This is a genomic window from Lysobacter sp. P5_B12, from assembly GCF_056400425.1.
The window spans coordinates 633,858-654,074 of record NZ_JBFULG010000001.1 but is presented as its reverse complement, the minus strand read 5'-3'; the positions used below and the strand labels follow the sequence as shown (position 1 = coordinate 654,074).

Sequence of the window (20,217 nt, the reverse complement as noted above, 5' to 3'; positions counted from 1 at the left end):
TGATTGAAGGAGCATGCAGTGAGAATCAAGCGTTTCATCGCCCCCGACATGCGCACCGCGTTGCGCATGGTGCGCGACGACCAGGGCCCGGATGCGGTGATCCTGTCCAACCGCGCGACGCCCGAAGGCATCGAAGTGGTGTCGGCGACCGATTACGACGAAGCGCTGGCCGCGCAGGCACTGCGTGCCGCGACGCCGGCGCAGGTGGCGACGATCGTGTCGATGCCGACGCAGGCAACGGTTGCGGCGAATGTCGAGATCGCGCCGGTGCCCGAAGCCATGCCCGCACCGGTTGTCGTTGCACCGGTTGTCGTCGCGCCGGTCGTCGAAACGCCGGCGCCCGCGCCGCGCGAATCGCTGATGTCGCGGGCGCGCGCCATCTTCAAGTTGGGCCACGACCTGCCTGGCGCCGACGCCGACACCGACACCGGCCCGACGCTCGCCGAACTCACTGCCTCGCAATCGCAGCAGGCGCAGGCGGAGATGCCGCGCTTTGAAGCGATGATGGCCGCGTTCGAGGTGCCGGCACTGCCGATTGCGCAATCTGCGCCGGCCGCGCCTGCCAACGATGAAATCCAGGACACCGCCGGCGACGCCTTGTGCGATGCCGACTATCTGATTGCACTGGGTTCGAACGACGTCGTTCCGCTGGCGACCTTCGAACCGATCGATGTCGCGCCCGCGCCGCAGCCAACGCTGCCCACCCTGCACCCCGTCCCGAACCCCACCACCGATCCCGGCATGGTCGCGATGCGCGGCGAACTGGCGGCGATGCGCCACCTGATGGAACAACAACTCGCGCAACTGTCGGTCGAACGTCTGCGCGGTTCGCCCGCGCGCGCGGCCGCACTGGATGCGCTGCTCGCCTATGGCTGCGACCCGGCGCTCGCGCAGGACATCGCCGCCGGCCTCGATCCGCGCCTGCCGCCGGACGAAATCCTCGCGCCGCTGCGCGCGGCGCTGATGGCGCGCGTGCCGATACTGCGTTCGGAACCCATCGACGAAGGCGGCGTGATCGCACTCGTCGGCCCGACCGGCGCCGGCAAGACCACCACCGCCGCCAAGCTGGCCGCGCGCTTCGCCAAGCGACATCGCGCACGCGACGTCGCCCTGGTGAGCATCGACAGCGAACGCACCGGTGCGCATGAACAACTGCATGCGCTCGGTCGTCGCCTCGGCGTCACCGTGTGCGACGCCGACGGCAGCGATGCACTCGGCACAACGCTCGACCAACTCCAGGATTACCCGCTCGTGCTGGTCGACACCGCCGGCTACGGCGTACGCGATCGCGCGTTGCTGCGCCAGATCCTGTGGCTGCGTTCGGCCAGCCGCGTGCGCAGCCTGCTGGTGTTGCCGGCCAACGCGAATGCGCTCGACCTCGGCGACATCCTGCGTCGCTATCGCCCGGCCGCGCCCGAAGGCGTGGTGCTCACCAAGCTCGACGAAACCGGCCGCCCCGGCGCCGCGCTCTCGATGCTCGCCGCGCACGACATCGGCATCGCCTACACCACCGCCGGACAGCAAGTGCCCGCCGACATCGACGCCGCGGACGCCGATCGGATATCGCTGACGTTCGAGCTGCCCACCGAAAAGCGCAACCGCGCCGACTCCGCCCACGACTTCGAGGATCGCCATGCATTCGCGTGATGTGCGCCTGACGCATTCGGACCTTGCGCCGCCGCGCCCCGCGGCGCCGCGCGTGATCGCCGTGGCCAGCGGCAAGGGCGGCGTCGGCAAGACGTCGGTCTCGATCAACCTGGCGGCCGCGCTGGTCAACGCCGGCCAGCGCACTTTGTTGCTCGACACCGACCTGGGCCTGGCCAATGTCGACGTGATGCTCGGCCTGTCGCCGCGCTTCACGCTCGCCGACGTGTTCGCCGGTCGCTGCGAGTTGCGCGAGACGGTGCTCGAAGGCCCCAACGGCCTGATGGTGATTCCCGCCGCGTCGGGCAAGCGCCACATGACCGAACTCACGCCGCAGCAGCATGTCGGCCTCGTGCACGCCTTCAGTGAGCTCGACATCGAGATCGACACGATGGTCGTCGACAACGCCGCGGGCATCGCCGACGGCGTGCTCACCTTCTGCCAGGCCGCGCAGGATGTCGTCGTGGTGGTCTGCGACGAACCGGCGTCGGTCACCGACGCGTACGCGCTGATCAAGGTGCTCAATCGCGACTGCGGCGTCTCGCGCGTGCAGGTGCTCGGCAACCAGGTCCGCGACGCAGCCGACGGCCAACAATTGTTCCGCAAGCTCGAACGCGTGACCTCGCGCTTCCTCGATGTCACGCTGAGCCACTTGGGCTCGATCCCGCGCGACGAATGGCTGCGACGCGCCATCCAGCGCCAGGAACCGGTGGTCGATGCGTTCCCGTCGAGCCCGTCGGCGCTCGCCTTCCGAGACATCGCACGGCGATCGCGCCAGTGGCAGTCGCCGCCCGGTGCGCGCGGCCACGTCGAATTCTTCCTCGAGCGCCTCGTGCAGGCGCAGGGCCCGGGCGTTGCGAGGACCGCCGCATGAACGCCGTCGCCGCGGCCCATTACCGCGCGCAACAGAACGGATCGGCGAACGAGATCGTCGAACGCCACGCCGAACTCGTGCGCCGCATCGCCCACCACGTCGCCGCGCGCTTGCCGGCGAGCGTGGAGATCGACGATCTCATCCAGGCCGGCATGCTGGGCCTGATCGACGCGGCGCGGAACTTCCACGCCGACCAGGGCGCGGCCTTCGAGACCTACGCCTCGATCCGCATCCGCGGCGCGATGATCGACGAGATCCGCCGCGGCGACTGGGTGCCGCGTTCGGTGCATCGCCGCTATCGCGACCTGGTTTCGGCCACGCGCGACATCGAGCAACGCACCGGCCAGGCCGCCACCGCGCGCCAGGTGGCCGCGGCGCTCAACGTCAGCATCGACGAATACCACCAGATGGTCGACGACGCGGCGCGCGGACAGTTGATCAGCCTCGACGCGCACATGGAGGAACACGAYGGCGAACCGCGCCTGGCCGTGTCCTCGACCGCCACGCCGGCGCGCGCCTTCGAAGGCGATGCGTTCCGGCATGCGCTGGGCGATGCGATCGGCGATTTGCCCGAGCGCGAACAACTGGTGTTGTCGCTGTATTACGAGCAGGAACTGAACCTGCGCGAGATCGGCGCGGTGCTCAACGTCAGCGAATCGCGCGTGTGCCAGATCCATGGCCAGGCGATGGTCCGGCTGCGCGCGCGCCTCGGGCAATGGCGCGGCGGCGACGACGACGGCCCGGCCGACTGACGTCCCTCACCAACCCCAACCCTTCAGGTTTTCCGCCTGCGGCCGTTAGTGCCTCCGAACACGCGAGGCTTGAGCATCCCCATGGACAAGAACATCCGCATCCTCATCGTCGACGACTTCTCCACGATGCGCCGCATCGTGAAGAACCTGCTCAACGACCTGGGCTTCTTCAACACCGCCGAGGCCGACGACGGCAACAGCGCGCTCGTGGAGCTGCGCAAGGACCGTTTCGACCTGGTCATCACCGACTGGAACATGCCGGGCATGCCGGGCATCGACCTGCTCAAGGCGATCCGCGCCGATGCGACGCTGGCGAAGATCCCGGTGTTGATGGTCACCGCCGAGGCCAAGCGCGAGCAGATCCTCGAAGCCGCGCAGTCGGGCGTGAACGGTTACGTCATCAAGCCCTTCACCGCCGCCACGCTGGGCGACAAGCTGGGCAAGGTCTTCGAACGCCTCGGGGCCGCGGCGTGAATGCCGAGACGGCCTTCGACGCGGGCCTGGAAGACCGCGCCGTCGTGATCGACTGCCTGCATGCCGCACTCGATGCGCTGGAGGCGGACGATCATGCAGCGTGGCGCGCGCGCGTCGACGAGCTGATCCAGTGGCGCACGCAGCCGCTGGTGCAGGGCCTGGCCAAACTGGCGCGCGAGCTCGACCAGGTGCTGGGACAAGGCACGGCGTCGGGCAACGGCTCCTTGCCGGAAGCTTGCGCGCGCCTGGAACATGTCGTGCGCATCTGCGAAGACGCGAGCCATCACACGCTGGACCTGATCCAGGAGTGCGGCGTGCTCGTCGGAACACTCGCCACGCACGCGAGCGCAGACGAAGGCACCGTTGCCACGACCGCCGCGATCCGCAGCCGCCTGTCCGAGATGACCGCGGCGCAGGGCTACCAGGATTTGACCGGACAGATCATCCGCCGCGTCATCGGTTTGGTGGGCGCCGTGCATGCAGGCCTGGGCGGCGTGGCATTGGAAGCGCGTCCCTTGCAGTTGTCGGCGCAGGAACTGTCGACAAGCGGCTTCGGCCCGTCGCTCGCCGGCCTCGACGCCGCGCCGGCCACGCAGGACGACGCCAACGACCTGCTCTCCTCGCTCGGCCTCTGACGGCGACCACGCGCGTGTCCGCCCTCGCCTCCGACATCTGCGCCGACTTCCTCGTCGAAGCGCGCGAGATCCTCGACCAGCTCGGGGCGCAGATGATCGTGCTCGAACACGATCCGACCGATCGCGACGGGCTGGATGCGGTGTTCCGCGGATTCCACACCATCAAGGGCGGTGCGGGGTTTCTCGATTTCGTGCCGATGGTGCAGGTCTGCCACGCGATGGAAGACCGACTCGATCTTGCGCGCAAGGGCGCGGCACCGCTGGATGGGCCGGCCTTCGATGGGCTCTTGCAGGCGCTGGATTTGGTGTCGGACATGCTCGCCGCCGTGGCGGCGGGCCTTCCGCTGGATCCGGCACCGCCCTCCTTGCTCGCCGCGTTGCGCGCCACCGGCACCGCGCCGGCGGCCCCCGCAGCGGACGCGATCGCGCAATTCGCGCAGGGCGGCGACGACATCGACGACCTCGATTTCGAAGCGCTGCTCGACACCTTGCATGGCGCCGGCGGAATCCCGGGACAGATCGCGACGATCGCGCCCGTCGCACCGACGCCGCAACCCATCGCGCCGAAGCCTGCACCGATCGCCAAACCCGCGGCGTCCGATGCCGACCAGACCGTGCGCGTCGACGTGCGCCGCCTCGATGCGATGGTCAACCTCGTCGGTGAACTCGTGCTCGCGCGCAATCGCCTCAAGACGCTGCGCCCGCGCCTGCGAGACGACGACCTGGATCGCGCCGTCGCCGCGCTCGACGTCGCAACCTCGCGCCTGCAGTCGGCGGTGATGACCGCGCGCATGCAGCCGGTAGGCCGCGTGTTCGCGCGCTTCCCGAAGGTCGCACGCGATGTCGCGCGCCAATTGAACAAGAGCGTCGAGCTCGACGTCGTCGGCGCGGACACCGAACTGGATCGCAATCTCGTCGAAGCGCTCGCCGATCCGCTCGTGCACCTGGTGCGCAACGCGATCGACCACGGCATCGAGATGCCCGAGGCGCGGCGCCGCGCCGGCAAGCCCGAACAGGGCCGCGTGCGCATGAGCGCGCAGCAGGAAGGCGACCACGTCGCGATCGAAGTCCGCGACGATGGCGCGGGCATCGATCCGGAGAAGATCCGCCGCAGCGCGATCGAAAAGGGCCTGGTCGCCGCCGATGCGGCGGCGCGCCTGACCAGCGACGAATGCCTGCAACTGCTTTTCCTTCCCGGTTTCTCGACGCGCGACGAAGTCAGCGACCTGTCCGGCCGCGGCGTCGGCATGGATGTCGTGCAATCGAAGATCCGCGAACTCAGCGGCCAGGTGCAGATCCAGTCGGTCGTCGGCGAAGGCAGTCGCTTCGTGATCCGCGTGCCGCTGACGCTCGCGATCCTTCCGACGCTGCTCGTCGAAATCGACGACGACGTGTACGCCTTGCCGCTGGTGCGCGTGGTCGAAGTCCTCTCGCATACGCCGGGCGACGTGCTGTGGCTGGACGGTCGCCGCATGCTCGACCTGCGCCAGCAACCCGTGCCGCTGCTCGACCTGCGCGAATGGCTCGGCGCGGCGCCGGCGCCCGATCGCGTGGCGACCAACGTGGTGCTGCAGTCGGGCGAGCAACGGTGTTGCCTCGCGGTCGATCGCGTGCGCGGTCGCGAGGAAGTGGTGATCAAGGCGCTGCCGAAGACGCTGCGCGGCCTGCCCGGTTACGCCGGCGCCAGCCTCGTCGGCGACGGCCGCATGGCCTTGATCCTCGATGTCGATGCGTTGTTGCGCACGGGCCTGCGGACTGACCGATGAAGACACCCCTGGATCGACTCAGCGTCGTCGGCGCGGTCCTCGCGATCGCCGCCCTGCTCGTGGGCAGCGTGCTCAAGGGCGCGGGCCTGTCGGCGTTGTGGTCGCCGGCGGCGTTCGTGATCGTCGTGCTCGGCACCATTGCCGCGATTCTCCTGCAGACGCCCGCCGCGACGTTCAAGCGTGCGCTGCAGATCGTGCGCTGGGTGTTCCGTCCGCCGTCGCAGGATCGCAGCGCGGTGATCACGCAATTGGTCGGGTGGAGCACGGTCGCGCGCAAGCAGGGCCTGCTGGGCCTGGAAGCCGAAGTGCAGGCGCAGCCCGATCCCTTCCTGCGCAAGGGCCTGCAGATGGTCGTCGACGGCGTCGAACCCGAATCGATCCGGCAGATGCTGGAGATCGAACTGCACGGACAAAACGCGCGCGATCTCGCCGCCGCAAAAGTCTTCGAAGGCATGGGCATCTATTCGCCGACGCTGGGCATCATCGGCGCGGTACTCGGCCTGATCGCGGTGATGAAGAACCTCGCCGACCCCAGCAAACTCGGGCACGGCATCGCCGCTGCATTCACCGCGACCATCTACGGCATCGGCCTGGCCAATCTCGCGCTGTTGCCGATGGCTACCAAACTCAAGGGTTTGGTCAACGCGCAAGCCGAAGAGCGCGAGATGATCGTCGAGGGCCTGATCGCGATCGCCCAGGGCGAGAACCCGCGCAACATCGAAGCGCGCCTCAACGGTTACCTGCCCTGAGTCCGCGCATGGCCCGCAAACACCGCCACGAAGAACACGCCAACCACGAAGCCTGGGCCATCCCCTACGGCGACCTGGTGACGTTGCTGCTCGCCTTCTTCGTCGTGATGTACGCGATCTCCTCGGTCAACGAAGGCAAGTACCGCGTGATGGCCGATGCCCTGTCGTCGGCCTTCGGTGGTCCGCCGCGCACGATCTCGCCGCTCAGCATCGGCCAGACGCAGTTGCGCGGCGCGGCCTTCGATCGTCCGTCCTTGCAGACCGCCGCGGCGAAGAGCGGACCGTCGACGACGAGCCCGGTGGCCGTCAAGAAAGTGCACCAGTTGCTCGACCAGCCGACGTACGGAAAGCAGATGAGATTGCAGACCACGCAGTCGCCCGGCATGGGCGAGGGCGAAGGCGCGCGCGAACGGCAACTGGCGTCGCTCGGCCGCCAGATCCAGGAGGCCCTGAGCGCGCTGGTCGAACAAAAGCTCGTGACCGTGCGTCGCGGGAACGACTACATCGAAGTCGAGATCCAGAGCGACATCCTGTTCGGCAGCGGCGCCGCCGTGCCGAGCACGACCGCGATCGCGACCGTGCGCAAGATCGGCGCGGTGCTGCGCGGCGAACCCAATGCCGTCCGCGTGGAAGGCTATACCGACGACAAGCCGATCCGCACCGCGCAGTTCCAGTCCAACTGGGAACTCTCGTCCGCGCGCGCGGCGAGCATGGTGCACGTGCTCAGCGAAGAAGGCGTCGCACCGCGACGCCTGGCGGTGGTCGGGTTCGGCGAGTACCAACCCATCGCCGACAACGCCACCGAAGCCGGCCGCAACGCGAATCGACGCGTGCTGCTGGTGATCCTCGCCGCGCCCGTCGCGCCCGATGCCGTGCCGCAACCGGGCCCGACCGTCGCGCTGCTGCCGAACATCGACGACGCACAACCTTCCCTTCCGCTACCGGGAGCCGGCTGACATGCAGGCCTGGGCAATCGCCAACCAGAAGGGCGGCGTGGGCAAGACCACGACCACCCTCTTCCTCGCGCGCGGACTCGCGCAAGCGGGTCATCGCGTGTTGCTCGTCGACCTCGATCCGCATGCGTCGTTGACGCGCGCCTTCGGCGTCCCGGCCGATCCGCCCGCGACGGGCACGCACGATGTCTTCGCCGCCAACGCGACCCTGTCGTCGATGGCGCGCGCGACGGGGATCGAACGTCTCTCGCTCGTCGCCGCGCAACCCGCGCTGGCCACGCTGGAGCGTCGCGGTGCCACGCAACCGGGGCTCGGTCTCGCGCTGGGTCGCGCGTTACACGCCGCGCAATCGCAGTACGACCACGTGCTGATGGATTGCCCGCCGACGCTGGGCCTGCTGATGATCAACGCGCTGGCCGGTGCCGATCGGCTGATCGTGCCGACGCAAACCGATCCACTCGCACTGCACGGCCTGGCCGACATGCTGCGCACCGCGGAGATGGTGGAGCGCTCGCGCCGGCGCCCGCTGCCCGGTTTCGTGTTGCCGACCCTGTTCGATCGCCGCACGCGCTCGGGCATCGAGAGCCTGGAACTGATGCAGCAGCGCTACGACGGGCGCGTTTGCCCGATCGCGGTGCCGATGGACACGCGTCTGCGCGATGCGCACGCGGTGGCGTCGGTCGCCGATCCGGTGGGTCGTGGCGCGACCGCATACGCACGCGCACTCGATTGGCTGCTCGCGCAAGCCGATCCTGCGCGGAAGTTGGCCGCATGAATCCGCCTGCCGTGTTGTCGATCGTCGACGCCTACGTCGATGCATTGCTCGATGACGCACCGCCGCCTCCGCCTGTGGTGGCGGACGTGCCCGTCGTTGCGCCGACGCCGGCGCCCGCTCCCGCGCCCGCGCCCTCATCTGCGCCCGACCTTGCACTTCCGCCCCGCATCGCGATCGCAAGCGCGCAACGCTGGCTGCGCGTCGCCGTCGGCACCGACAGCTATGCACTGGAATTGCTGCGCGTGCAGGAAGTCGTGCGCCTCGCGCCGGTGGTGGCGATGCGCGGCGCCGACCGCGCCGTGCTCGGCGTGATGAACCTGCGCGGCCGCATCGTCCCCGTCTTCGACCTGGGCCTGTGGCTCGACGCCGGATGGGTGCAGGCCGACGAGCGCAGCCGCATCGTCGTGATCGAACGCGACGACGAGTTGATCGGCGTGCTCGTCAGCGCCGTCGACGACGTGGTCACGCTGGGACGCGACCGCATCGAACCGCCGCTGGTCGGCACGCGACAGGGCGCGATCCTCGGCATCGCACGTGTCGGCGCCGCGCCGACCGTGCTGCTGGATGCCACGGCCCTGTTCGGCGACTGACCGCCGCCTCAAGTCCCGCGCGTCCACGCCGTTAATCCACGTGATCCCAGCGCACGCAACCGCCATGCACCAGCTTGAGCTACAACCCGACCTGAGCATCGAACACGTCGCCGACCTCCAGGCGGCGCTGCAACCGCACCTGGCGAGCGATGCGCCGGTCGCGCTGTCGGGGGAAAGCGTCGAACGCGTGCATGCCGCCGCGTTGCAGGTGCTGCATGCCTTCGTCCGCGACCGCGCCGCGCGCGGCCAGTCCACTTTCGTCACCCACGCATCGCCCACCCTCGCGACCGCCGTGCGCCAGCTCGGCCTCGCCGTCAGCCTGGGGGTCGACACCCACACCGGAGAGACCGCTTGAGCGCGCAACTTTTGATCGTCGACGATTCCACCTCGATGCGGCAGATGGTCGCGTTCGCCCTCACCTCCGGCGGCTACACCGTGCGCGAGGCCGAGGACGGCCAGGCCGCGCTGGAAATCGCGCGTACCCAACGCTTCGATGCCGTCGTCACCGACGTCAACATGCCGCGCATGGACGGCATCACGCTGATCCGCGAATTGCGCCAATTGCCGGCGTACAAGTTCACGCCGCTGCTGATGCTCACCACCGAATCGGGCGGCGACAAGAAGATGGAAGGCAAGGCCGCCGGCGCGACCGGCTGGCTCGTCAAGCCCTTCGATCCCGCGCAGTTGGTCGCCACCCTGAAGAAGGTCCTCGGCTGATCCATGGACATCACCCGCTTCCACGCCGCGTTCTTCGATGAAAGCCGCGAAGGCCTCGATGCGATGGAAGGCGGCCTGCTCGCGCTCGAAGCCGGGCGCGCCGACGCCGAGACCATCAACGTCGTCTTCCGCGCCGCGCATTCGATCAAGGGCGGCGCGGCGACGTTCGGCTTCACCGCCGTCACCGACCTCACGCACCTGCTGGAAACGCTGCTCGATGAAGCGCGCAGTGGTCGTCGTAGGCTGGATAACGATGCGACCGGCGCGTTGCTTGTCGCGGTCGATGTGCTGCGCGCGTTGCTCGCGGCGTGCGAACACGGCGACGCGGTGGACCAGGTGGCGCTTGCGCAGGCGCGCGCGGGGCTGGACCGTTTGCTCGGTGGCGGTACGGCGCCGAAGACCTCGGCCTCCGATGCCGCGAACGCAATGCGCGAAGAAGGCGACTGGCGCATCGCGTTCGTGCCGGCGCCATCGATGTTCATGAGCGGCAACGATCCGCTCCGCATCCTTCGCGAACTGGCGACCCACGGCGAGCTCGGCATCCAATGCCTCGACGCGCGCCTGCCGGCCTTCGACGCGATGGATCCGTATTCGGCCTACCTCGCGTGGGACCTCACCCTGCCCGGCAGCGTGCCGCGCAGCGCGATCGACGAAGCCTTCGCCTGGGTGCAGGACGAATGCGAGCTGTCGATCGAAAGCGGCGTGGCCAATACCCTCGTCGCGCCGCCCGCGCAAATGCCGGAGTCGCAGGCATCGCTGTCGGTCGCCCCGATCGAAGGCGGCCGTCGCACGTCGGACCACGACAACTCGATCCGCGTGTCGGTCTCCAAGGTCGATGCACTGATCAACCTCGTCGGCGAACTGGTGATCACGCAGGCGATGTTGGGCCAGCGTTCCGAACACCTCGATCCGGCCGCCAACGTCGCCCTGCTCGCGGGCCTGGCGCAGTTGGAACGCAACACGCGCGACCTGCAGGAATCGATCATGGGCGTGCGCATGCTGCCCGTGGAATTCGCGTTCAGCCGGTTCCCGCGCATGGTGCGCGACCTCGCGGCGCGCCTCGACAAGAAGGTTGCGTTGCGGACGTCGGGCGAAGCCACCGAATTGGACAAGGGCGTGATCGAGAAGATCGTCGATCCGCTCGTACACCTGGTGCGCAATTCGATCGACCACGGCCTGGAGTCGCCGGCCGAACGCCGCGCCGCGGGCAAGGACGAAACCGGCACGATCACGCTGACCGCCGCGCACCAGGGCGGCCGCATCGTCATCGAGATCGGCGACGACGGCCGCGGCCTGGATCGCGAGCGCATCCTGCGCAAGGCGGCCGAACGCGGCCTGCGCGTGTCGGACAATCCGACCGACGCCGAGGTGTGGGACCTGGTCTTCGCGCCGGGCTTCTCCACCGCCGAACAACTCACCGACCTCTCCGGTCGCGGCGTGGGCATGGACGTGGTCAAGAAGAACATCACCGCGCTCGGCGGCCAGGTCGAAATCCGCAGCGAACGCGGCCGCGGCACCACGGTGTCGATCCGCCTGCCGCTCACGCTCGCCATCGTCGACGGCATGTCCGTCGCGGTCGGCGGCGAGGCCTTCATCCTGCCGCTGAACATCGTGGTCGAATCGCTGCAGCTCGCGCCCGGCGACGTGCGCACCATCGCCAACGACACGCGCGTGCTGCGCGTGCGCGAGGATTACCTGCCACTGCTGAACCTCGCCCGGCAATACGGCCTGCCGTCCCTCGACGGCGAGCGCGAGGGCGCGTGCCCGATCGCCGTCGTCGTCGAAAGCGATGGCCGGCGCCTGGCGCTGGAAGTCGATGACCTCCTCGGCCAGCACCAGGTGGTCGTCAAGAATCTCGAAAGCAATTACCGCCGCGTCGCGGGCATCGCCGGGGCCACGATCCTCGGCGACGGTCGCGTCGCGCTGATCGTCGATCCCGCCACCCTCGCGCAGACCGCGCGCCTTGCCGCGGCCGCCTGACGCCGCGACCCATACCGAACGAGTAACGCCCATGTCCCACGTCCAAGCCACCACGTCCGCCGCGCCCAACCCCGCCGAGGAATTCCTGACGTTCGCCCTCGGCGGCGAGGAATACGGGGTCGACATTCTCAAGGTGCAGGAGATCCGCGGTTGCGACACCGCCACGCGGCTGCCCGATGCGCCCGATTACATCAAGGGCGTGGTGAATCTGCGCGGGGTGATCGTGCCGGTGGTCGACATGCGGGTGAAGTTCCGGCTGCCCGATGCGCAGTACACGTCGCAGACGGTCATGATCGTGCTCAACATCGCCGAGCGGGTGGTGGGGATCGTGGTGGATCGGGTGTCGGACGTGGTGCGGATGTCGCCGGATCAGTTGCGCGCGGTGCCGGAGTTGGGCGGCGCGGGCATCGATCGGCAGTTCGTCACGGGGATCGGCACGCTGGATGACCGCATGTTGATCCTGCTCGACATCGAGCGGTTGATGACGAGCGCCGAGATGGGGTTGATCGCCGAGGCGGCGTGACGCGCGCGCGGCGTCTGTCCAAAAGGGCTTACACCCTCCGCTTTCGCGCCGCCCGAACGTTGTGAGTTCCAAATTTTTTTGGGAAAAAAATTTGAAACTCACAACGCTGGGGCATCACCTTTCGCGCGTTGGCTCTCGCTCGGGCACTTCGCCCGAGCATTTTTTTGCCGGTGCGAAGCAAGCTTCGCACCGCCCCGATGTTGCCCAGAAGGCAAAGGCCTGGGCGCTCCGGCTTTGGCTCTGACGAGAACGATCGGTTTCCTGCAAGGCTTGCCTTGCAGCCCCCAGCGACCGCTCGGGCGAAAGACCCCTGATCGAAAGCCAACGTTCGAATGGTGATGCCCCAGCGTTGAGGGTTTCAAATTTTTTTCCCAAAAAAATTTGGAACCCTCGACGTTCGGGCGGCGCGCCAAATGATTTCTCGCTCTTGGCCTGCTTTTGACTCTCACAGCAACGATCGGCTTCCTGCAAGGCTTGCCTTGCAGCCCCCAGCAAGCGCCCGGGCGAAAACCCCTGATCGAAGCGACCCGAATGGTGATGCCCCAGCGTTGAGGGTTTCAAATTTTTTTCCCAAAAAAATTTGGAACCCTCGACGTTCGGGCGGCGCGCCAATGATTTCTCGCTCTTGAAGATCAGCGCCCGGCCGCGTCGATCGCCGCCGCCGCACGCTCGGCGCCCTGGTTCAACACGACGATACTGATGCGGCGGTTGATCGGATTGCGCGGATCGGTCTTGTCGAAGGGGACCGACGAAGCCAGGCCGATGATGCGCGCGACCTTCTCCTCGTGCATGCCGCCCGCCACCAGCGCACGGCGCGCGGCATTGGCGCGTTGCGCGGACAACTCCCAGTTGCCCATGCCGTTCTGGCCCGACCACGGCGTGGTGTCGGTGTGGCCGGAGATCGCCACGCGATTGTCGACGTGGTCCAGGTAGGTCGCCAGCTCGAACAGGATCGTCTTCGTGTAGTCCTTCAGCTGCGGCGAGCCGAGGTCGAACATCGGGCGGTTCTGTGCATCGACGATCTGGATGCGCAGGCCTTCGGGCGTGATGTCGACCAGCAGCTGGTCCTTGAATGGCGCCAGCGCCTGGCTCTTCGCGATCGCTTGCTCGAGTTCGCGCTTGAGCGCTTCGAGGCGGCGCTTGTCGCGCGCATCGTTGGCCTCTTGCACCAGCTTTGCTTGCTGCGTCGCGATCTGCGGGCGCTTGGCCTCGAACATCTTGATGGGCGCATCGCCCGCGCCGCCGGGGCCGTTGCTGCCCGGCGCCATGCTCGCGGCCTTGCCTTCGACGGCGCTGGGGTTCTTGAAGTAATCGGCGATGCCGCCGAGTTGTTCCTTCGGCATCGTGGCCACGAGCCACATCACCATGAAGAAGGCCATCATCGCGGTGACGAAGTCGGCGTAGGCCACCTTCCAGGATCCGCCGTGATGGGCCTTGCGGCCGCGTTGACGTTTGCGGACGACGATGATCGGCGGCACGGTGGCCATGGGTGCGTGCTCAGCCCTTCGCGGACTTCAGGTCGGCTTCGAGGTCCTGGAAGCTCGGGCGCACGTCGGAGAACAAGAGCTTGCGCGCGAATTCGATCGCGACCGAGGGTGCGTAGCCGCGCAAGGAGGCGACCAGCGCCATCTTCACCACTTCCAGCGCCTTGCCGTCTTCGTTCGCGCGATTCTCCATCGCGGACGCGAGCGGGCCGACGAAGCCGTAGGAAACGAGGATGCCCAGGAACGTGCCGACGAGCGCGGAGGCGACTTTCTCGCCGATTTCCGCGGGCGCCGCGCTGCCGACGATCGACATCGTGGTGATGATGCCGAGCACCGCGGCGACGATGCCGAAGCCCGGCAACGCATCGGCCATCTTCTGCACCGAATGCGCGGGCTCCAGCGACTCGTGGTGGTGCGTTTCCAGTTCGTATTCGAGCAACGATTCCAGCTCGTGGGGATTCATGTTGCCGCCGACCATCAGGCGGAGGCAGTCGGTGATGAAGTCGCGCATGTGGGGATCGGCGAGGATTTTCGGGTATTTCTGGAAGATCGCGCTGTCCTTCGGGTTCTCGATGTGGGCTTCGATCGACATCATGCCGTCGCGCCGCATCTTCACCAGCATCTCGTAGATCAGTTTCAGCAGGTCGACGTAATCGGGGCGGCGATAGCGCGGCCCCTTCGTGATCGAGGGCACTGCGCGCAGCGCCTGTTTCATCACCTTCGGTGGCGTGGCGATGACCCAGGCGCCGAGCGCGGCGCCGCAGATCACGATGATCTCGTTGAGGTGCCACAGGGCCAGCAGCTGGCCGCCGACCATCATGAAGCCGCCGATGACGCTGGCGATGACGACGATCGCGCCGATGATCAGGTACATGCGCTGCAGGCCCTATGCGTGGATCAGGGCTGGAAGTCCAGGCGCACCTTGCCGCGGCTGTCGCCGCCCGGGGCGAACTGCCACTGCTTCACGGCCTTGACGGCCGCCGCTTCGAACGTGCGCGCCGGCTGGGCGTTGACCACCGAGACGCTGGCGACCGAACCGTCGGGCGAGACGGTGAATTCGACTTCCACGAAACCGGAGGTCTTGGCGCGCGCTGCGGCCTGCGGGTACTGCGGTTCGACGCGCTTGGTCGGCGTGAGTCCGGCATGGGCCGGCGCGGCGAAGGCGAGGGTCGCGACGGTGGCGGCGATCAGGGAGAGATGGCGCATGAGAGCGGCTCTTTGGTTGGAGTGAGCCCTAGTGATCGGCCGGGCCGCAGGTTTCTTGAATCGCGCGTGCGCAAGGCGGGGGCCTAAAGATTTCGCGCGCTGCGCCGATGCCGGGGGTGTCGGCCCGTCCAGGGGCCCGTTGTCACACTCGAGGCTGCCACCATGTCCGTTCGTTCCAACTCTTCCCTGCTGGATCGCGCGCTCGCGCCGTCCGTCTCCCTGATGGCGCGCCTGCGCTTCGGGCAGAAGGCCCTGTTGATCGGCGCCAGCTTTTCGCTGACCTGCGCGGTGCTCGCCGGCATGGTCGTGGTCCGCAGCAACGCCGAGATCGCCGCGGCGAAGGTGCAACTGTCGGCGAGCGACGGCCTGATGCACCTGCACGGCGCGATGCTGGCCATGCAGCAACACGAGCAACTGGTGGCGCGTCGCGATGCGAAGGACGCGACCGTGTCGGGCGAAGCGCTCGCCGAATCGGCGCGCACCGTCGAGACCGAACTGACGGCGATCGGCAAGTGGCAGGAAGCAACGCTGCCCGACGCAGAGTTGAACGAACCGCTCGAGCAGACGCGCGCCGCATGGGCCAAGGCCGTCGGCGAACACAAGGACGCGGCCGAATCCGTCGCCACGCATTCGGCGGCGATCGATGCGCTCAGCCGCCTGATGGCCGGCGTCTACCAGGAAACCGGCCTGGAGCAGGCCGATGCGCCGGCGGTGTTCCTCAGCGGCCGCGCCGCCGCCGAGTCGGTGCCCAAGCTCGGCGAGACCGTCGCGCGCCAGGCGCTGGTCGGCGTGCACGTGCTCGGCGAAGGCGCGATCTGGGTCGACGATCGCACGGGCCTGGCCGTGTCGAAGGAAATGCAGCAATTCCTGGGCAACCGCATTGATGCCGACCTGGATCGCGCGGAAAAGACGATGCCCGAACTCCACGAGACGATCGGCAAGCCGGTGCGTCGCGCGATGGACGACATGGCCAAGCAGAACGCGCTGATCCAGAAGCACGTGCTGGAGGCCGAAACGCCGGTGCTGCCGGTCAAGGTGCTCGCCGCGCGCATGGAAGCCTCGCGGCTGTCCTTCGCCGCCGCGATGGCCGCGGCCAACTTCGGCCTGCAGAACGCGGCGAAGAACGAAATCGTGCGCCTGGAACGCCGCTCGGCCTCCACCCTCGGCGCGGTGGGCATCGCGCTGTTGCTGTCGGCCTACCTGTTCGCCGGCTTCACCCGCGGCACGCGTCGCGCGCTGGTCCAGATCGAACAGTCGGCCGCGCAGTTGGGCCGTGGTGAGTTCCCGTCGCACATCGCCGTCGAAACGCAGGACGAACTGCGCGAGATCGCGCGCAGCCTGGATCGTGCGATCCAGACGCTGCGCGGTTTCGCCGATGCGCAGGGCCAGTTGTTCGCCCAGCACCAGAGCGGCGAGATCGACGCACGCATCGACGCGGCCGCCTTCCCGGGCGCGTTCGGCACGATGGCCGACGAGGTCAACACGCTGGTCGGCTCGCACATCGACGTCGAGATGCACATCATCGATATCGTTGGCCAGTACGCGCGCGGCGACCTGTCGGCCGACATCGAGCGCTACCCCGGCCAGAAGGCGCGCATCACCCAGGCCATCGACGCCGTGAAGGCGGGCATGCAGGCGGTGAACAGCGAAGTGAAGACGCTGGTGGACGCCGCCGTCGAAGGCGACTTCAGCCACCGCGGCGACGCGCAGCGTTTCGAATTCGTCTATCGCGAAATGGTCGAAGGCCTCAACACGCTGATGGCCAGCGCCGATCGCGGATTGGGTGACGTCGGCGCGCTGCTCGGCGCGGTCGCCGAAGGCGATCTGACGCGCGAAGCCGATGCCGGCCTGCCGGGTCAGTTCGGCAAGCTCGCCGCCAGCGCCAACGAGACCGTGCGCCAGCTCGCGCAGGTGGTCGGCCAGATCCGCATGGGCAGCGATGCGATCAGCACCGCCGCCGGCGAGATCGCCTCGGGCAACAACGATCTGTCGCAGCGCACCGAACAGCAGGCCGCGTCGCTGGAAGAAACCGCCTCGTCGATGGAAGAGCTCACCTCCACGGTGCGCCAGAACGCCGACAACGCGCGCCAGGCCAACCAGCTCGCGATCGGTGCGGTCGACGTGGCCTCGCAGGGCGGCGAAGTCGTCGGCAAGGTCGTCGAGACGATGAACGCGATCCACGAGTCTTCGCGCAAGGTCGCCGACATCATCAGCGTGATCGACGGCATCGCGTTCCAGACCAACATCCTGGCGCTCAACGCCGCGGTGGAAGCGGCGCGCGCCGGCGAACAGGGCCGCGGCTTCGCGGTCGTGGCCGCCGAAGTGCGGTCGCTCGCGCAGCGTTCGGCCGGTGCGGCGAAGGAAATCAAGCAGCTCATCACCGACTCGGTCGACAAGGTCGAACAGGGCAATGCGCTCGTCGACAAGGCCGGCCGCACGATGGGCGAGATCGTGACGAGCGTGAAGCGCGTGACCGACATCATCGCCGACATCTCCTCGGCCTCGCAGGAGCAGTCGGCGGGCATCGAGCAGATCAACCAGGCGATCACGCAGATGGACGAGGGCACGCAGCAGAACGCGGCGCTCGTCGAAGAAGCCTCCGCTGCCGCTCGCAGCATGGAACAGCAGTCCGAGCAGCTGGTGCAGACCGTCGCGGTGTTCCGCCTCGGCGACGGTGCCGTGGTGGTGAAGCCGGCGCGCGCGCCGGCCGCGGCGAGCGTGCGGGAAATCCCGACGGCGGCGCGCAAGCAGGCCGCGACGCCGCACGGCAAGCCGGCCCGCGCACTGCGCCCGGCGCAGATCGCCGCCGCCGGTGGTGGCGACACGCACTGGCAGGAGTTCTAAGGCCCCGTGTCCCTGCATCTCGCCGTATCGCATGCCGCCGACGACAGGGAGAGCTGGTCGCCGACCAGCGCTTCCGCACGCGCCGGTCGGCAGGCTGAAGGCTTCGACGACCTGCTCGCCCTCGCACTGCATGTGCTCGATGCACCGCTGGGCCTGGTCGCGATGGCGGAAGCCGACCGCTTCCGATCGGTCGCGCAGGTCGGCTACGGCATCGTGCCGCCGCAGCACGCGCAGGTGGTCGGCAGGGCGATGAAGGCGTCCGCCACGCCGCTGCTGGTGTCGCACGATGCCGCGGTCGATCCGCGCTTCTGCGACGATCCGGCGATCTGCACGCACGGCGTGCGTTTCATCTGCGGCATCCCGCTGCTGGATGCGCGCGGCGCGCGACGCGGCCTGCTGGTCGTGGCCGACAGGCGACCCCGTGCACTGCTCACGCCCGAACAGCGCGAGATCCTGCAACACCTGGCGCGCATGACGGCGCGCATGTTCGATCGCGTCGATACCGCGCACGCAGGATTCGATCCCGCGCGCGCCACCGTCGAGGACATTGAACGGCGCAGGCTCGACCTCGATCTGCGACGCGCATGCCGCGACGACGAGTTCGAACTGCATTACCAGCCGCAGGTCGACCTGGCGACCGGCGCACCCACCGGTGCCGAAGCGCTACTGCGCTGGCGACATCCCGAACGCGGCCTGCTCGCACCGGGCGCCTTCATCGACGCGCTCGCGCACAGCGCGTTCGCGCCGAAGATCGGACGCTGGATCCTCCAGAGCGCGTGCCGCGACGCCGCGGCGTGGCCGCACGTTGCCGGTCGTCGCCTGTCCGTCGGCGTCAACCTGTTTCCCGCGCAATTCCACGATGGCCACCTGCTCGACGAGGTCGAAGGCGCGCTGTCGCGCACCGGCCTTGCGCCCGCGCAACTCGAACTGGAACTGGCCGGCCACATCGCCCTGCGCAATGACGGCCTCGCGGAGCGTCGAATCGCGCGATTGCGCGAACGCGGCGTGCGCGTGTCGCTGGAAGACTTCGGCACGGGCCTTTCTTCGCTCGCATTGCTGCACCGCTTGCCGATCGACCGGATCAAGATCGATCACGCCCTGCTTCGCGACGGGTTCGACAACGACGGCGACGTGCGCGCCATCGCGCAGCTGGCGCGCAAATTCGAACTCGGCGTGGCCGCCAAGGGCGTCGAGACGCAGGCGCAAGCCGAGCTCCTGCGCGACATCGGCTGCGACCAGGCGCAAGGGTTTCTGTATGCGCGTGCGTTGCCGGCGGCGGCGTTCGATCGCTGGCTGGCGCCGCATGCCTCCGGGGAGGCGATCGATGGCTGATGCATCGCTCGCGCGCGCCGGCGCTCCCGACGAACGCACGCTCACGTTCGACGACCGCGATTTCCGCCGCGTCTGCCGGATGATCCACGCCTACGCCGGCATCCAGTTGCAACCGCACAAGCGCGACATGGCCTACGGACGGCTCGTGCGCCGCGTCCGTGCGCGCGCGCTCACCGATTTCAGCGATTACCTGGACCTGGTCGAGGCCAATCCCGACGCCGAAGCGCAGGATTTCGTCAATGCGCTGACCACCAACCTCACCTCGTTCTTCCGCGAGGACTACCACTTCCCCGCCTTGGCCGAGCAGTTGCGCGCGGCGCATGCGGCCGGCGGCCGGCGCGATGCGCCCCTGTCGATCTGGTGCTGCGCCGCGTCCACCGGTGAGGAACCCTATTCGCTGGCGATCACCGCGTGCGAAGCCTTCGGTACGTCCACGCCGCCGGTGCGGATCCTGGCCACCGACATCGACACCGGCGTGCTCGAAACCGCGATGCGTGGCGTGTATCCACTCGAACGCATCGAAGGCATCGACGCGCGGCGCAAGCAACGCTGGTTCCAGCGCGGGAGCGGGCCCAACGCGGGCCTGTGCCGCGTGCGTCCCGAATTGCAGGCGCTGGTCGAATTCCGCCCGCTCAACCTGCTCGCAGCCGAGTACGGATTGCGCGGCGGGTTCGCGGCGATCTTCTGCCGCAACGTGATGATCTATTTCGACAAGCCCACGCAGTACCGCGTGCTGCAACGCCTCGCGCCGCTGCTCGCGGCCGAAGGCCGGTTGTACGCGGGTCATTCCGAGAGTTTCCAGCACGCCCTGGACCTGGTCACGCCCTGCGGGCGCACGACCTACCGGGCCACGAACCCGAGGGCCGGCCGATGAAATCCGTTGCATCGCCTGACGCGCGCCGTGTCGCGTGTGCGTCCA

At 68.2% G+C, this 20,217-nt stretch carries 21 protein-coding genes; 17 read left to right on the top strand and 4 right to left on the bottom strand.

Annotation, left to right across the window (positions count from 1 at the left end; genetic code table 11):
- Window positions 1-18: 18 nt before the first annotated feature.
- The 14 genes from flhF to AC1DOM_RS02950 all read left to right on the top strand — a co-directional run bounded on the left by flhF (window position 19) and on the right by AC1DOM_RS02950 (window position 12,432).
- Complete coding sequence (flhF, locus tag AC1DOM_RS03015) at window positions 19-1,647, top strand: flagellar biosynthesis GTPase FlhF (protein ID WP_498960068.1); 1,629 nt, start codon at window positions 19-21, stop codon at window positions 1,645-1,647.
- The gene (locus AC1DOM_RS03010) at window positions 1,634-2,518 is read left to right on the top strand and encodes a MinD/ParA family protein (protein WP_498960067.1); all 885 of its coding nucleotides are present in this window, start codon (window positions 1,634-1,636) and stop codon (window positions 2,516-2,518) included. The genes flhF and AC1DOM_RS03010 overlap by 14 nt, the downstream gene beginning before the upstream one ends.
- Window positions 2,515-3,270, top strand: coding sequence for an RNA polymerase sigma factor FliA (locus AC1DOM_RS03005; RefSeq protein ID WP_498960064.1), 756 nt, complete (start codon window positions 2,515-2,517; stop codon window positions 3,268-3,270). The genes AC1DOM_RS03010 and AC1DOM_RS03005 overlap by 4 nt, the downstream gene beginning before the upstream one ends.
- Before the next feature lie 81 nt (window positions 3,271-3,351).
- A complete protein-coding gene (gene cheY / locus AC1DOM_RS03000) occupies window positions 3,352-3,744 on the top strand; it encodes a chemotaxis response regulator CheY (protein WP_498960062.1) in 393 nt (130 codons plus the stop codon).
- Window positions 3,741-4,379 (top strand): protein phosphatase CheZ, encoded by a 639-nt coding sequence (locus tag AC1DOM_RS02995; protein WP_498960061.1) that lies wholly within the window; start codon window positions 3,741-3,743, stop codon window positions 4,377-4,379. The genes cheY and AC1DOM_RS02995 overlap by 4 nt, the downstream gene beginning before the upstream one ends.
- A gap of 14 nt (window positions 4,380-4,393) precedes the next feature.
- Window positions 4,394-6,145 carry a chemotaxis protein CheA gene (locus tag AC1DOM_RS02990; protein ID WP_498960059.1) on the top strand — a complete coding sequence of 584 codons (1,752 nt, stop codon included), beginning with the start codon at window positions 4,394-4,396 and terminating at the stop codon, window positions 6,143-6,145.
- Between the two features lie 8 nt (window positions 6,146-6,153).
- Window positions 6,154-6,894, top strand: a complete 741-nt coding sequence (locus AC1DOM_RS02985) for a flagellar motor protein (RefSeq protein WP_498960217.1) — start codon at window positions 6,154-6,156, stop codon at window positions 6,892-6,894.
- A gap of 8 nt (window positions 6,895-6,902) precedes the next feature.
- Window positions 6,903-7,850, top strand: coding sequence for a flagellar motor protein MotD (gene motD, locus AC1DOM_RS02980; protein ID WP_498960057.1), 948 nt, complete (start codon window positions 6,903-6,905; stop codon window positions 7,848-7,850).
- Between the two features lies 1 nt (window position 7,851).
- Entirely contained in the window at window positions 7,852-8,622 is a 771-nt protein-coding gene (locus AC1DOM_RS02975) for a ParA family protein (protein ID WP_498960055.1), read from the top strand.
- A complete protein-coding gene (locus tag AC1DOM_RS02970) occupies window positions 8,619-9,212 on the top strand; it encodes a chemotaxis protein CheW (RefSeq protein WP_498960053.1) in 594 nt (197 codons plus the stop codon). Before AC1DOM_RS02975 ends, AC1DOM_RS02970 begins: the two co-directional genes overlap by 4 nt.
- Before the next feature lie 64 nt (window positions 9,213-9,276).
- Window positions 9,277-9,567: an STAS domain-containing protein gene (locus AC1DOM_RS02965; RefSeq protein WP_498960052.1), complete on the top strand. Its 291-nt coding sequence runs from the start codon at window positions 9,277-9,279 to the stop codon at window positions 9,565-9,567.
- Window positions 9,564-9,929, top strand: coding sequence for a response regulator (locus tag AC1DOM_RS02960; RefSeq protein WP_498960050.1), 366 nt, complete (start codon window positions 9,564-9,566; stop codon window positions 9,927-9,929). Before AC1DOM_RS02965 ends, AC1DOM_RS02960 begins: the two co-directional genes overlap by 4 nt.
- A 3-nt stretch (window positions 9,930-9,932) precedes the next feature.
- Window positions 9,933-11,909 carry a chemotaxis protein CheW gene (locus AC1DOM_RS02955; RefSeq protein WP_498960048.1) on the top strand — a complete coding sequence of 659 codons (1,977 nt, stop codon included), beginning with the start codon at window positions 9,933-9,935 and terminating at the stop codon, window positions 11,907-11,909.
- A 31-nt stretch (window positions 11,910-11,940) separates the two neighbouring features.
- On the top strand, window positions 11,941-12,432 hold the full coding sequence (locus tag AC1DOM_RS02950) for a chemotaxis protein CheW (protein ID WP_498960046.1): 492 nt from the start codon (window positions 11,941-11,943) through the stop codon (window positions 12,430-12,432).
- Between the two features lie 114 nt (window positions 12,433-12,546).
- On the opposite strand, the gene AC1DOM_RS02945 is transcribed toward AC1DOM_RS02950, so the two are convergent.
- Genes AC1DOM_RS02945 through AC1DOM_RS02930 form a run of 4 tightly spaced genes read right to left on the bottom strand, consistent with a single transcriptional unit; the run spans window position 12,547 to window position 15,122 of the window.
- Window positions 12,547-13,044: a hypothetical protein gene (locus AC1DOM_RS02945; RefSeq protein WP_498960044.1), complete on the bottom strand. Its 498-nt coding sequence runs from the start codon at window positions 13,042-13,044 to the stop codon at window positions 12,547-12,549.
- A gap of 20 nt (window positions 13,045-13,064) precedes the next feature.
- Window positions 13,065-13,919 (bottom strand): flagellar motor protein MotB, encoded by an 855-nt coding sequence (motB, locus tag AC1DOM_RS02940; protein WP_498960042.1) that lies wholly within the window; start codon window positions 13,917-13,919, stop codon window positions 13,065-13,067.
- A gap of 10 nt (window positions 13,920-13,929) precedes the next feature.
- Window positions 13,930-14,790, bottom strand: a complete 861-nt coding sequence (gene motA / locus AC1DOM_RS02935; protein ID WP_498960040.1) for a flagellar motor stator protein MotA — start codon at window positions 14,788-14,790, stop codon at window positions 13,930-13,932.
- Between the two features lie 23 nt (window positions 14,791-14,813).
- Window positions 14,814-15,122: an energy transducer TonB gene (locus AC1DOM_RS02930; protein WP_498960038.1), complete on the bottom strand. Its 309-nt coding sequence runs from the start codon at window positions 15,120-15,122 to the stop codon at window positions 14,814-14,816.
- Window positions 15,123-15,284: 162 nt separating this feature from the next.
- On the opposite strand from AC1DOM_RS02930, the gene AC1DOM_RS02925 reads away from it, so the two are divergent.
- Genes AC1DOM_RS02925 through AC1DOM_RS02915 form a run of 3 tightly spaced genes read left to right on the top strand, consistent with a single transcriptional unit; the run spans window position 15,285 to window position 20,172 of the window.
- Window positions 15,285-17,966 carry a methyl-accepting chemotaxis protein gene (locus tag AC1DOM_RS02925; protein WP_498960036.1) on the top strand — a complete coding sequence of 894 codons (2,682 nt, stop codon included), beginning with the start codon at window positions 15,285-15,287 and terminating at the stop codon, window positions 17,964-17,966.
- Between the two features lie 6 nt (window positions 17,967-17,972).
- The gene (locus tag AC1DOM_RS02920) at window positions 17,973-19,298 is read left to right on the top strand and encodes a sensor domain-containing diguanylate cyclase (protein WP_498960034.1); all 1,326 of its coding nucleotides are present in this window, start codon (window positions 17,973-17,975) and stop codon (window positions 19,296-19,298) included.
- Entirely contained in the window at window positions 19,291-20,172 is an 882-nt protein-coding gene (locus tag AC1DOM_RS02915; protein ID WP_498960032.1) for a CheR family methyltransferase, read from the top strand. The genes AC1DOM_RS02920 and AC1DOM_RS02915 overlap by 8 nt, the downstream gene beginning before the upstream one ends.
- The last annotated feature ends 45 nt before the right edge of the window (window positions 20,173-20,217 follow it).

Coding starts and splice junctions, on each gene's coding strand:
- AC1DOM_RS03010 (WP_498960067.1), top strand. CDS start 1,634: ATGCATTCGCGTGATGTGCGCCTGACGCATTCGGACCTTGCGCCGCCG.
- cheY (WP_498960062.1), top strand. CDS start 3,352: ATGGACAAGAACATCCGCATCCTCATCGTCGACGACTTCTCCACGATG.
- motD (WP_498960057.1), top strand. CDS start 6,903: ATGGCCCGCAAACACCGCCACGAAGAACACGCCAACCACGAAGCCTGG.
- AC1DOM_RS02975 (WP_498960055.1), top strand. CDS start 7,852: ATGCAGGCCTGGGCAATCGCCAACCAGAAGGGCGGCGTGGGCAAGACC.
- AC1DOM_RS02970 (WP_498960053.1), top strand. CDS start 8,619: ATGAATCCGCCTGCCGTGTTGTCGATCGTCGACGCCTACGTCGATGCA.
- AC1DOM_RS02965 (WP_498960052.1), top strand. CDS start 9,277: ATGCACCAGCTTGAGCTACAACCCGACCTGAGCATCGAACACGTCGCC.
- AC1DOM_RS02955 (WP_498960048.1), top strand. CDS start 9,933: ATGGACATCACCCGCTTCCACGCCGCGTTCTTCGATGAAAGCCGCGAA.
- AC1DOM_RS02950 (WP_498960046.1), top strand. CDS start 11,941: ATGTCCCACGTCCAAGCCACCACGTCCGCCGCGCCCAACCCCGCCGAG.
- motB (WP_498960042.1), bottom strand. CDS start 13,919: ATGGCCACCGTGCCGCCGATCATCGTCGTCCGCAAACGTCAACGCGGC.
- motA (WP_498960040.1), bottom strand. CDS start 14,790: ATGTACCTGATCATCGGCGCGATCGTCGTCATCGCCAGCGTCATCGGC.
- AC1DOM_RS02930 (WP_498960038.1), bottom strand. CDS start 15,122: ATGCGCCATCTCTCCCTGATCGCCGCCACCGTCGCGACCCTCGCCTTC.
- AC1DOM_RS02925 (WP_498960036.1), top strand. CDS start 15,285: ATGTCCGTTCGTTCCAACTCTTCCCTGCTGGATCGCGCGCTCGCGCCG.
- AC1DOM_RS02915 (WP_498960032.1), top strand. CDS start 19,291: ATGGCTGATGCATCGCTCGCGCGCGCCGGCGCTCCCGACGAACGCACG.